The organism is Bowmanella pacifica, from assembly GCF_014645355.1.
Taxonomy (GTDB): domain Bacteria; phylum Pseudomonadota; class Gammaproteobacteria; order Enterobacterales; family Alteromonadaceae; genus Bowmanella; species Bowmanella pacifica.
Window position 1 is genome coordinate 114,340 of sequence record NZ_BMLS01000006.1, and the last position, 11,956, is coordinate 126,295.

The 11,956-nt window shown below is 50.3% G+C and carries 10 protein-coding genes; 2 read left to right on the plus strand and 8 right to left on the minus strand.

Going from position 1 to position 11,956, the window contains the following annotated elements; translation table 11 throughout:
- The gene (gene rsmF / locus IEX02_RS16465; RefSeq protein WP_188697669.1) at positions 1 to 1,422 is read left to right on the plus strand and encodes a 16S rRNA (cytosine(1407)-C(5))-methyltransferase RsmF; all 1,422 of its coding nucleotides are present in this window, start codon (positions 1 to 3) and stop codon (positions 1,420 to 1,422) included.
- Between the two features lie 329 nt (positions 1,423 to 1,751).
- Here the strand turns inward: rsmF and IEX02_RS16470 are convergent, their stop codons facing one another.
- The 5 genes from IEX02_RS16470 to IEX02_RS16490 form a co-directional block, all read right to left on the minus strand.
- Positions 1,752 to 2,276, minus strand: a complete 525-nt coding sequence (locus IEX02_RS16470; RefSeq protein WP_188697671.1) for a gamma carbonic anhydrase family protein — start codon at positions 2,274 to 2,276, stop codon at positions 1,752 to 1,754.
- Between the two features lies 1 nt (position 2,277).
- Entirely contained in the window at positions 2,278 to 3,138 is an 861-nt protein-coding gene (gene tesB, locus IEX02_RS16475) for an acyl-CoA thioesterase II (protein WP_188697672.1), read from the minus strand.
- A gap of 10 nt (positions 3,139 to 3,148) precedes the next feature.
- Positions 3,149 to 4,972 (minus strand): protein kinase domain-containing protein, encoded by a 1,824-nt coding sequence (locus IEX02_RS16480; protein WP_188697675.1) that lies wholly within the window; start codon positions 4,970 to 4,972, stop codon positions 3,149 to 3,151.
- A gap of 9 nt (positions 4,973 to 4,981) precedes the next feature.
- Positions 4,982 to 5,824 (minus strand): 23S rRNA (adenine(2030)-N(6))-methyltransferase RlmJ, encoded by an 843-nt coding sequence (locus IEX02_RS16485; RefSeq protein ID WP_188697678.1) that lies wholly within the window; start codon positions 5,822 to 5,824, stop codon positions 4,982 to 4,984.
- Between the two features lie 98 nt (positions 5,825 to 5,922).
- Positions 5,923 to 6,504 carry a hypothetical protein gene (locus IEX02_RS16490; RefSeq protein WP_188697680.1) on the minus strand — a complete coding sequence of 194 codons (582 nt, stop codon included), beginning with the start codon at positions 6,502 to 6,504 and terminating at the stop codon, positions 5,923 to 5,925.
- Between the two features lie 174 nt (positions 6,505 to 6,678).
- Here IEX02_RS16490 and IEX02_RS16495 point away from each other — a divergent pair, with 174 nt between their 5' ends.
- Positions 6,679 to 7,113 (plus strand): flagellar biosynthesis anti-sigma factor FlgM, encoded by a 435-nt coding sequence (locus IEX02_RS16495; RefSeq protein WP_188697683.1) that lies wholly within the window; start codon positions 6,679 to 6,681, stop codon positions 7,111 to 7,113.
- 44 nt (positions 7,114 to 7,157) lie between these two features.
- Here IEX02_RS16495 and IEX02_RS16500 read toward each other — a convergent pair whose 3' ends face one another.
- The 3 genes from IEX02_RS16500 to IEX02_RS16510 form a co-directional block, all read right to left on the minus strand.
- The gene (locus IEX02_RS16500) at positions 7,158 to 9,257 is read right to left on the minus strand and encodes a TonB-dependent siderophore receptor (protein ID WP_188697686.1); all 2,100 of its coding nucleotides are present in this window, start codon (positions 9,255 to 9,257) and stop codon (positions 7,158 to 7,160) included.
- Positions 9,258 to 9,753: 496 nt separating this feature from the next.
- Positions 9,754 to 10,230 (minus strand): hypothetical protein, encoded by a 477-nt coding sequence (locus IEX02_RS16505; protein WP_188697687.1) that lies wholly within the window; start codon positions 10,228 to 10,230, stop codon positions 9,754 to 9,756.
- A gap of 120 nt (positions 10,231 to 10,350) precedes the next feature.
- Positions 10,351 to 11,946 carry a dihydrolipoyllysine-residue acetyltransferase gene (locus IEX02_RS16510; RefSeq protein ID WP_188697690.1) on the minus strand — a complete coding sequence of 532 codons (1,596 nt, stop codon included), beginning with the start codon at positions 11,944 to 11,946 and terminating at the stop codon, positions 10,351 to 10,353.
- Positions 11,947 to 11,956 lie beyond the last annotated feature (10 nt).

Genomic DNA, 11,956 nt, shown 5'->3' on the forward strand with positions numbered 1-11,956 from the left:
ATGAATACACTGCTACCTCAGGCCTTTATTGACAAGATGGCGGCCCTGTTACCTTCCCAGCAAGAACTGGATGCCTTTGTCAATATTTGCCATCAGGGCCTGCGTAAAAGTATTAGGGTCAATGAGCTTAAAATTTCCGTCAGCGCTTTTCGTGAAAGAATGCAGGCTCAAGGTTGGCAACTGACTCCTATTCCCTGGTGTGAGGCTGGCTTTTGGCTGACCCGTCCTGAAGAGCAGGAAAACATTCAACTGGGCAATACCGCCGAACATCTGGCCGGGCTTTTTTACATCCAGGAGGCTAGCTCCATGCTGCCGCCTGTGGCCCTGCTTGAGGATTTGGATCCCCCCGACAGAGTACTGGATATGGCTGCAGCACCAGGCTCAAAAACCACCCAAATCAGTGCGCTGATGAGCAATCAAGGGTTACTGGTAGCCAATGAGCTGTCTTCCAGTCGTCTCAAAGTACTGTCTGCCACCATACAACGGCTGGGTGCGGCTAATGTGGCCATGAGCCATTTTGATGGTGAGGTATTTGGCCAGTGGTTGCCAGAGACCTTTGATGCCATATTACTGGATGCGCCTTGTGGTGGTGAAGGCACGGTACGAAAGGATCCCCAGGCCATGCAGAATTGGTCTGAAGCGGCACTACAGGCAATCTCTGCGGTGCAAAAACGTCTGATTGACAGCGCCTTTAAAGCGCTCAAGCCAGGCGGCACACTGGTGTATTCCACCTGCACCTTAAGCCCGGAGGAAAATCAGCAGGTTATAGCCTGGCTGCTTGAGCAATACGGCAACGCCGTGAGCGTGGAATCGCTAGCCAGTTTATTCAAAGGCGCTGAGCAGGTTGTGACCCCGCAAGGCTATTTACATGTCTGGCCGCAGCGCTTTGACAGCGAAGGGTTCTTTGTTGCCAGGCTGAGAAAACACCGTTCAGTCGGCGATACAGAAACGGATAAAAAAGCCGGTAACTTCCCTTATCAACCCGCATCTCGCAAAGAACAGACAGCGCTTAGTGACTATTTAGACAAACAGTTTGGTCTTAGCCTTCCACAAGGGTTTAGTCTGTATGTGCGGGATAAAGACTATTGGCTGTTCCCTGAGGCTTTTATTGAGCTTATCGGTCGTTTTCGTTTTGACCGTATCGGGGTAAAACTGGCCACCGCTCATAAACATGGCTTTCGTCTGACTCATGAGGCTGCCCTGGCGCTTCTCCCTTCAGATGCCAGCCCTAGAGTAGATCTGACGCTTTCTCAGCTATCTGAGTTTTATCAGGGCAGAGATCTATTCTGCGAAGGATTGCCACAAGGAGAACTGCTGGTTTGCCTGGATGGTCATCCGGTCGGTTTGGGTAAAGGTATTGGTCAGAAACTAAAAAATTCGCTGCCTCGCGAGTTGGTCAGAGACGGCCTGACCCTGTTATAGCCGGTGTGCGGCTGCCTACTGAATCAGACGGGAAATAGGCGCTATCTCAGGCCAGAAAACCCTGTGGATAAACCCTGAGCAAGCTGTGACAAAGCTGATGACAACGTTGCCATAAATTTTCTCTAATATTTTGATTTAAATAGACAAAATAAATGATGGAAAAATTTGTTTATAAATTCAGCAACGGTGTTCTACAATTATCGTCCGGCTTGAAAATTTTGTATGACACTTCTCCATTTTCCAAGCCTTAAGTTAGCGCACGGCTCTAGATAGAGCCATTCCCCTAAGCCCAGAGCCCTCCCCGGTCTCTGGGTCTTTTTTTGCAGTACTTAATCTTCCAGTGCGGCCAGTTCAAGCAGGTAACGTTTACCGTTTTGTACATAGTGCGCCGCTGAGGCTTCTAATTTAGCGCACTGCTCTTCGGTGAGAGTACGTACAATCTTGGCAGGACTCCCCAGTACCAGGCTGCGATCCGGTATCTGCATATTCTCTGTCACCAGGGCGTTGGCACCAATCAGACAATAGCGGCCAATACTGGCACCGTTTAGCACCACGGCATTAATACCAATCAAGCTATAGTCACCGACTGTGCAGCCATGCAGCATGACTTTATGGCCGACGGTAACCCCTTTGCCAAGCGTCAGGGGGTAGCCCATATCAGTGTGCAATACGCTGCCATCCTGCACATTACTGTCCTGACCTATAGTGATCAGCTCGTTGTCGCCACGCATCACCACGTTAAACCACACCGAGGCCTGCTCCTCGATGGCCACATCGCCGATAATCTGCGCATCGGGCGCAATAAATACATCCCTTGCTACCCGCGGTGCCTTGCCGCCAATTCTATATCTCATATCAATCCCCGACTTTTCGCATCAGGCCTTCCTGCATGGTGGATGCCACCAACTGGCCTTCTCGGTTGAATATCTGCCCTCTTACCAAGCCACGCGCATTGCCTGAAAACGGGCTTTCCATACAGTAAAGCAGCCAATCGTCAAAACGAAACGGACGATGGAACCACATGGCATGGTCAATGGTCGCCATACGCACTCCGCGGTTCATAATAGACATACCGTGCGGCTGCAACGCGGTGACCAGAAAATAATAGTCTGAAGCATAAGCCAATGTGGTTTGATGCTGATTCAAATCGTCAGATAAAGCACTACTGGTTTTCATCCAGACATAACGCATAGGCTCCATTACTTGTGGGGCCATTGGGTTGATGGCCTGTACGGTACGCATATCTATAGGCTTGTGGTACGCCAGTTTCTCCACCATGCTGGCAGGTAGCTTATCCAGCACGTTCTCATAGTAACGCATATCGGATTGCAAGCTGTCCGGCTGTGGCACATTTGGCATCTCACCATGTTGGTGACTTAGGCCTTGTTCGGGAAACTGGAAAGAGACCGTCATAAAGAAGATGGTCTTACCGCCTTGAATGGCTTTTACCCGGCGGGTGCAGAAACTGCGTCCATCACGCATGTTTTCTACGTCATACACTACCGGATTATGCGCATCGCCAGGCAATAAAAAATAGCAGTGGTAAGAATGGGCCACTCTGCCGGCTTCGACGGTCTGTTGTGCGGCAGCTAAGGCCTGTCCCATCACCTGCCCGCCAAACAGCGCACGAAAGCCCAGATCCCAGCTCAGGCCGCGATACAGGCCTTCTTCCAGTTTTTCCAGGGTTAGCAATTCGGTAAGCTTAATATCATTCATGCTTGTTACTTCAACTCTTCAGCAAGGGGTTACGAGGGTAAAACTTATCGGGCGCGGCGACAATATGATCAAAAAAGCGCGTATCCTTGTATGGCAGTTTCATAAAGCCGGAAATTCCCAATCCCTCAATCTCAGGAATACGCTCTATCAGGCTGGCCAGCAAAGTTTTAAATTCGCTTTCGCGACTGTGATCCAACAGGGTGAAATAGCTGTGTACTTTTAGGTGAGTAGGCAGCGCTTCAAATATAATGCAGCCGGTGTGATGAATGTCGTTCAGCTTTTCAATCTGACTGCGAATGCTGGCAGGTAGCTTCAGCAATTCATCCGGGTCTTCTCCATCCTCAAAATACGAGTGCATACGACTTTGCGCCTCTGCCACGGAAATTTTACTGATTTCGTACGGAATGTGCATTCCCGGCAGCGGCACAAAAGGTTGCAGTTCATCCTGTCGTTCAAGGTGCAAGGTGTCACGAGCATTAAACATGCAGCTTTTAAAGACCCCAACGCGATGAATGGCCCTGGCCAGGGTCACCACATTGTTAACCGAAATCTCAAAAGAGCGCTTCATAGAGGGGTCATACAAATTCAGGCTCGAATCAATGTAAATCCCCTCGGGGTGCCAGCGCACCGCCAGCCCGCCTACTACGGGGTAGCGCCCCAGTCGGCTGACCGCAGCAATAAAGGCCTTTTCGGTTTCGCCCATACCCTGCATGTAATTTTTGTAATAGCGCTCAAATTGCTCGTCGTTCAGATAGCGTAGCTCATCTTCCACCGACTCGGCGCGCAAAAAAGACTTACGCGAACTGTAGACCACGGTGTCGATGGGCTTATTGCCCTTGTGGGTCCAGCACGGAATAACAGGCTGGTATTCCAACTCTTCCTGACCACTGAACACCAGATTGCGCATAAAGCGCATATTACGCAGAAAATAGTCGCCGCCCCGGCGCCGCTCAATAGCGTCATCACTCATCATGGCACTTAAGGTATGCGCCAACTCACGGGGCAGTCCCAGCGAATTCGGGGTAATCACATGACGACCAAACCGACAGGACTGACCCGACGCTAGAGCATACAAGGTGCTGGCGACCCCTTGCTCGTCAAACCTGGGGCTGGATAAGGCGCCATCGAGCTGTTCATCACCGATAAAGTACACATCCCCTAATCTGGCATTAGTCTGTTGCAAGTCGCTGGACATCAGATCCATCACGTTGTTCCCCACGTGCTGGCCGCTGGCATCTAACTGCGCAAATACCGAGGAGCCCCAGTCGATCAGGGCCACGGTTTCGGTTTGTGGATCGAAAACCAAATTAGACGGCTTGATATCGCCATGCACTATAGGCCGCGTCTGATGAGGTTGACCATGGTTACGCAAGACCAACAGAATATCTGCCAGTTGCGCCGCGATACTGACAATCAGACGGGCAGACAACGGCCCCTGACGCAGCGATACCTGTTCCAGATCCTGTCCTTGTGCACGCTCCATCACCAGGATGGCTTGCTTCTTTATACGCTGAAATTCTTCCAGCTGCGGCACCCTGGGGTGCTCAACCTGGCTGAGCATAAAAGCTTCTTCTTCCAGGCGATCCTGAACATGCTGCGGCAGATTAATGCGGGAGAACTTAAACACCAACTGGCGCTGACGTTCATCTATGCCGGCAAAAGCAAAACCAAAGGCCCCTTTACCGATAAGTTCAATATCCCGGTAACCAAGCAATTCAAGCTGCTCGGTACACAAGGCAATCCAGTCCTTAAGCTTTTGCGCATCCTGATGAGACAACAGATAAATGGACTGCTCATCGGGAATATAAAAGTGCTTAAGCTTAGAGTCCGGCAAAGACACGCTTTATTCGCTCTTGGCCAGCCAGTTAAGCTGATAGGACGCTTCTGGCCCATCTTGCAGGGCATTAAGCAGTTCTGGTAGCAAGGCCGCCAGTTGGGCATCAAATTGCCAAGGGGGATTAACTACCAACATACCAGAGCCATACATACCTACCTCTTGCTCCTGTGGATGCAGTTTCAGTTGAATATCCAGCACATCCGCCCCGTCCATGGCAGCCAACGCCTTAAGCATTTTCTCGCTGCGATCGCGACGTTTCGCCAGCAAGGGATACCAAATCGCGAAAATACCCGTTTTCCACTTTTTATGGGCTTCTTTCACCGACTTCACCACCTCCTGATAGTCTGCCTCGACTTCATAGGAGGGATCCATTAATACCAAGCCTCTGGCCGGTTTAGGCGGGCTCATGGCCACCAGCCCTTCAAAGCCATTGCGGTGGTGAATGTGGGCCTGACTTACGCCTTTAAAGTTAGCCCTCAGGTTTTGCACTTCGTTGTTGTGCCATTCCATCAACTGCAAACTATCCTGACTCCGGCATAAACGACGCGCCAGCTCGGGGGAACCTGGATAACGGTTGTCGCGTCGGTACTCATCCACCAATTTAAGGTACGTGCGGATATTGCTGTCCTTGCACTCAGCATCCAGCAAACGGTCGATACCCTCTTTAAACTCATTGGTTTTCTGCGCCTGTGCGCTGGTCAGGTCATAAACCCCTGCACCACTGTGGGTATCAATATAGACAAAGGCTTTGTCCTTTTCGGCCAGCTTATTAAGCAGCAGCATCTGACAAAGGTGTTTAAGCACATCGGCATGATTACCGGCATGATAGCCGTGGCGGTAACTGAACAACGGAGTATTCCTGATAAGACAAACTGGCGTAAGTGTAAGGGATTAGAGGTCAATGCGGCAAAGCAATCTGCCCTGCCCCTTTGAAAAACCAGCGAAAGCTATCGGTTTACAAGCACAGGCGCCGACGAATCAGCAGTGCCAATCAGCGTATTGAAATGTTCCACCAGGGTAAAACACAGTTCAATGTATTGAATAGCCTCCGCCGTACCAACCTCATACCCCACGGCGTGGGCAACCTTATTTCGCAACTGGCGCAGCTCGTCAAACAGCTTGCTTTTCTTGGTGTCCAGCCACTTGTCTTTGATAAGCAGGTCCTGTAGCAACTTGTATCTGGTGGTGACATTCAAATCGATATCACGCCGGGTTGTTCTGATCAGTCGCTCTGCCGCATCATCTACTACCGCCCAGGACTCCAATATCGCTGCATTGGGCAAATGATCTGCTGAGGCGATCAGCAAGGTTTTCTGATCCCGTTTTAATTCCGGAAAGGCACCGGCCGCATGTTTGGATACGGCTTTCAGTTCGCGGCCAAATTCAAATTCCAACTCCTTGTACTTAAGCTTTTTTAGCAAAGGAACCAGCTGTGTAAGGGGCTTTCTCAGTAAAACCACCACGAACACCACCACCGCGGGCCAGACCAACTTATCCAACAAGCCGATAATAAACTGCATCCAATCCATAGGTTACTCATTCTGGCCAGGGCAATGCCGCAGCGTATTGATAAAGGTTAAGAGTACAAAATCCGTCCGCCGCAATGCAATCTAAAACCAGGCAAAGGTGCAATTAACGCACTGGCAAGCCACTTGCTTACGTTCTGCTGGATACGACAAGTTATCAGCGATAAGGAGATCAATATGCAGGTCAATCAACTAGCGCAAAACCCTTACATTGTCCAAACACAAGCGCCAGGCAGTGTGGAACAAGCACCTTCCCCCCAGGCCGCCGGCGCTGCCAATACGGATAAGGTCAGCATCAGTGCTCAGGGCAAGCAGTTGCAGGCAAGCTGGCAATCCCTTGCCGATGGTTATGATGTGCGGAATATCTCCCAGCGAGAGATGAGCGCCTTATCTGATGCCTTGTATCAGGGTGGTTTTATCGGGCGCGGCGAGCACTTAGTGCTCGGTGCCCCTCGCTCCATGCATGCCAACCCAGATACTAAGCACGATATGCTGGGCGAGATGCAACAGAGTTTCGCACGCTACTCATCCACTATGGCCGCTGAAGCTAAGCAGAACTATCAGGGTGCAATAGATATTTTACAGAATCTGGCCAGCAGTCGACATGGTTAGCCACCAATAAAATGGGCGTCATCACTGACGCCCGCTCAGCTAAATCAGAATTGGTAACGCAGGCTCACTTCGATATTGCGCGGCGTGCCGAAAAAGCCCTGATTGTAAAAATCGATACTGGAATAGTACTTTTTATCAAACAGGTTACTGATATTCAGTTGGGCATTTAGCTGTTCGCTGACAGCATAACTTGCCATCAGATTAACCAGCCAATAACTGTCCTGCTCTGATCTATGCGCCTTGTCTGGGCCAACCTTGTCCTTGTACATCTCACTTTGCCAGTTAATATTGGCCGCAAAATGCAGTGCCTCACTGGCTTCGTAGCGGCCTGTCATTCTGACCTGGTGCTTAGGGAAATGCGTAGCGAAAGCCTCACCGTTGGCCTTTTCAGATTTGGTATGGGAATAACTCAGGTTGGCGGTCAGCACATCGCTTAACTCCCCTGACAGCTCCACTTCAAAACCTTTATGCTCGGTGCCTTTCACACCAATATAAGGGAAACTGCCGTCTGGTGAGGGTTCAGTCACCGTACTATCAAGTTCCGCCACATTGTCCTTTTCACCTTTAAAGACCGCGGCATTCACTAACAGTCTGTCATCCAACCACGTACTTTTAATACCCAGTTCCGTGCTGCTACCTTCGATGGGGTCAAGCTTGCGATTATCTTTATCTGTGTAATTTTGTGGGGTGAAGATTTCGGTATAGCTGGCATACAGAGATACAGCGTCGGTTGGGGCAAAAATCAAGCCGGCATAAGGGGTGTTGATGCCAGTCTGTTTATAACCTTTGCTGGCGTCCATTTCATTTTCAAATTCATAGCGGCTGAAACGGTTGCCCAACACCGCGGTAAATTCGTCACTCAGGCTTAACTGAGTCGCAATATAAGCGCCGAGCTGGCGCTCATTACTTTTACGCACGCTTGCAGTATCTTTGAATTTGGGCCTGGTAATACTGCCGTCCCAACTAAGGAAGTCACCTACCTGTGGTCTGTCAATGGCGGAGAACGAGTCCGACCTGATATCCTGGTCGGTTAAATTAGCCCCCACTATCAGGCGATGCTCTCGCTCAAACAGGCTAAACGGCCCACTGGCATACAACCTGGCACTATCCAGCACCCTATCACTTTGGTAGATCATGGAAGAAGCGCGCATCCCCAAACCGGTTTGCTTGTCCGGATAACCAGACAAATAAAGCAAATGCCCATCCATGCTGTCATCCCTGCGCTCATACTCGCCTTTTACCAACCAGCCATTACTAAAGTAATGGGTTAGATTCACAAAGCCGCTTTTGTTATCCCTGTCCCATTTGCTCCAGTTAGCCGCCGTGGTACTGGACACATCCAGATCCGCAGCGCTTGAGCCATCCTTATAAAACAGCGGTAAGGCTCCCCAGGTTGAACCTTTAGGGCGGCGCTTGGCATGCTCTAGCCCCACTTGCACTGTGGTGCTGTCCCCAACGTCTGCCGCCAGAGTGAAATATAATTGCTGATTATCCTCCTCGGCCAGGTTCACATAGCTGTCACTTTTTTCCTTACTGGCGGCTACCCTGGCTCTTACACTGCCATCATCAGTAAGCGGGGTGTTGTAGTCACCTTCAATACGCAAACTGTCCCATCGACCGGCCTGCAGGCTGAGATAGCCCCCCTGCTCATATTGCGCCTTTTTACGGATCAGGTTAATAGCCGCCGAGGGCTCACCCGCACCGGACAGCAGACCAGTGGCGCCGCGCACCACTTCCACCCGCTCAAAGAGCACCGAGTCAGACACGGCTTCAGAGAAGAAACTGTTATAAAACACCGGCACACCGTCGTATTGAAAGTTGGTAACCTTATTGCCCCGGGCGGTAAAGAAGAAGCGACTGGTTTCCGCCGCCTGCACGGAAACACCAGGGACCAGGCCGACAATGTCAGCCACATTTTGCAAAGCAAAATCGCGCATTAAGTCTGCATCGATAACAGAGATTGACTGCGGGGTGTCTTTCACGGATAACATCAGCCCGGTGGCACTGGTGTTATATTCAAGGCGCTGTCCTAGCACCGAGACTTTCTCCACTTCCTGTTCGCTGGCACTCTCATTAGCATAAGCCTGAGGCAATAAGGCAAGTGCAACGGTCAGAGAAACCAGTGAAGGTACAGGGCGATTCATAACAACTCCATAAATTACAAATGATAACGATTTGCATTTATGGTAAGTTTATTCGGTCGGCTTAACAATAGAAATCTGCTGTATTTGCCTCTCTTTTCCACCCATCTTTTTATTTAACCATCTGTAATTGTTGATTTTGTTTTATTTTGGTTAAAATATTGTGTGCCGCTTTGTGATAAAGAAATCGCCGTGCGATACGCTTCTGTCGAATGCGGCTATAAAAGAAAAAACTAGGTAAGGATAAGCCCCCTTGTTCTCAGGGACAGAGGTGGTCGACGAGCACAGTAAACTGCAATTTGGTAATGCAATAAGCGGCAAGGCTAAGGTACTGCACGTCATTTCATGCAGACAACTGCACTGACAGATTTTGGCCAATCACTCGGAAAAGCTGGCTGACAGTGTGGTTTCTTGCACCTAGATTGGCACAACGACGTATATGCCTAGGGGGTAATCTTAGCCAGGCTGACAATGTGCCAATAAGTTCTCTGCATCTGCCTTAAAAGGCTTTGCTAATGCTAATCCCATACACCCGGCTATGATGGCCGTCTACCCGGTCAATACTGAACGTCGGTGCCACACCGAACTCGCCAAAGTGAAAGTCATAGGCCAGATTTAAACGATAAAGATCTTCTGTATGGCTATGCGCGCCATGTACTTTTTCGCGGCCAATACCGGCCCCTAACCGCCAGCCAGCATAAGGGTGATAGTAAAGCGCAGCAATAGTGGCCGACACCCCATCACCATGATGGGCGTCACTGGCTTTTTCATATATAAGGCCAGCCCCCCACTGCGGCGTAAAGCGATATTCGTATTCCAGCCCCAGGGATAATTCTGTCTCACCACTACTATTAAGGGCGCCGACAAAAATACCAGGATAATGCTTATTGTCAGCAGCCACTAGCGGGCTTGTCACCATTGAGCTACTACCCAGTAACGACGCCAGTACTATGGCCTGTGCGGTTTGGTGCTGCATGCTTATTGCCTATTGTTAAAATGTACTAAATCTATAGAACTCAACGGAAAAGGACGCAAGTTAGCCGAACCACAATTTAGCGACAGACATAAAAAAACCCGCCAGCAGGCGGGTTAAAGGCTATTTCATCTCAGACAGCATACTCAGTGGATTCTCCAGATAGGACTTCCACAAATTAGAGAAGCGCACCATAGTGGCACCGTCAATTATGCGGTGATCGCCCGACCAACTGATATGCATAATATTCACGGCTCTGACATTGTCCTGTTCATCAAAGCGCGGCAAGCGTTGGATTTTACCCAGCGCCACAATGGCAGACTCAGGCTTGTTAATCACCGGGGTGGCCGTCGTACCGCCGAGCACACCAACATTAGAGATGCTGATCGTGCCACCTTTAAGATCGCTGCTGCCCAGTTTACCCTCACGGGCCAAGTCAATCAGCCGGTTCGCTTCTTTGGCCACCTCAAACAAGGATAAATTCTGCACCCCTTTAATATTGGGCACCAGCAGACCAATTTTAGAATCCACTGCCATACCAATATTGTGGTCATCAAAGTAGGTCAGCTCAGTACAATCCTCATTTACCTGACAGTTCACTATGGGGAACTGCTTAAGCGCCAGCGACATGGCCTTAATGATAAAGGGCATAAAGCTCAGCTTAACGCCTTGTTTTTCAAACTCCGGTTTTAGCGCTGCCCTGGCAGCCATTAAGGCATCCATTTCGATTTCATCGCTAACAGAGAAATGCGGAATACTGAATACCGAGGCACTCATTTGTTTAGCCATGGCGGCTTTAATGCCACGAATAGGTTCGGTGCGGGTGCCACCACTGACAACTGGCGCAACGCTGCTTGCAACAGATTGGCTGGCTGGCGGCGCGACAGCCTTTGTGAGCGACAACAGGTCCTGTTTCATCACTCTGCCCTTTTTGCCGCTACCTTGCACCGCGCTAAGACTAATCTCCAGCTCACGGGCCAAACGACGCACTGCCGGACTGGCCAGGGGTTTATTTGGATTGATAAGCCTGGGTTCGTGCTCACCGCCGCAGAACTTATCTGTTGATGCTGGCTTTTTCAACTGGGCTTGGCATGAGTCTGCCATAGGTTCAGTTTTAGCTGGCACAGCGGCTGGGGCTGCAGTCTCGCCTCCCAGACCATCAGACAAGGCAATAGCAAATAGCGGGGTATGCACCTTGGCAATCTCCCCTTTTTGGTAATACAGCTTTACCACTTTGCCTGAAAATTTTGACGGGATCTGTACCAGGGCCTTGTCGGTCATCACATCGGCAACAGGCTGATCTTCCTCGATAGCCTCGCCCTCACTCACCAGCCATTCTACTAACTCGCACTCAACAATACCTTCGCCGATATCAGGCAGAATAAAGTCTTCCACCTGGTTGCTGGTCGCTGAATTTGTCGCAACCGGGGCTTCAACTTGTGCTACCGGCGCAGGTTGAGTGGTTTCCCCGCCACTCGTTTCGCCGTCAATATCCATGGCAAACAACGGGGCATGCACTTTAGCAATGTCGCCTTTTTGATAATACAGCTTACGCACCACACCACTATGCATGGCCGGGATCTGCACCAGCGCTTTATCTGTCATCACGTCGGCCACCGGCTGGTCTTCCTCGATGCGCTCACCTTCGGCGACCAGCCATTCCACCAGTTCACACTCAACAATACCTTCGCCAATATCAGGCAGAATAAAATCTTTCATAGGCTGCCTC

Coding starts and splice junctions, on each gene's coding strand:
- rsmF (WP_188697669.1), top strand. CDS start 1: ATGAATACACTGCTACCTCAGGCCTTTATTGACAAGATGGCGGCCCTG.
- IEX02_RS16470 (WP_188697671.1), bottom strand. CDS start 2,276: ATGAGATATAGAATTGGCGGCAAGGCACCGCGGGTAGCAAGGGATGTA.
- tesB (WP_188697672.1), bottom strand. CDS start 3,138: ATGAATGATATTAAGCTTACCGAATTGCTAACCCTGGAAAAACTGGAA.
- IEX02_RS16490 (WP_188697680.1), bottom strand. CDS start 6,504: ATGGATTGGATGCAGTTTATTATCGGCTTGTTGGATAAGTTGGTCTGG.
- IEX02_RS16495 (WP_188697683.1), top strand. CDS start 6,679: ATGCAGGTCAATCAACTAGCGCAAAACCCTTACATTGTCCAAACACAA.
- IEX02_RS16500 (WP_188697686.1), bottom strand. CDS start 9,257: ATGAATCGCCCTGTACCTTCACTGGTTTCTCTGACCGTTGCACTTGCC.
- IEX02_RS16505 (WP_188697687.1), bottom strand. CDS start 10,230: ATGCAGCACCAAACCGCACAGGCCATAGTACTGGCGTCGTTACTGGGT.
- IEX02_RS16510 (WP_188697690.1), bottom strand. CDS start 11,946: ATGAAAGATTTTATTCTGCCTGATATTGGCGAAGGTATTGTTGAGTGT.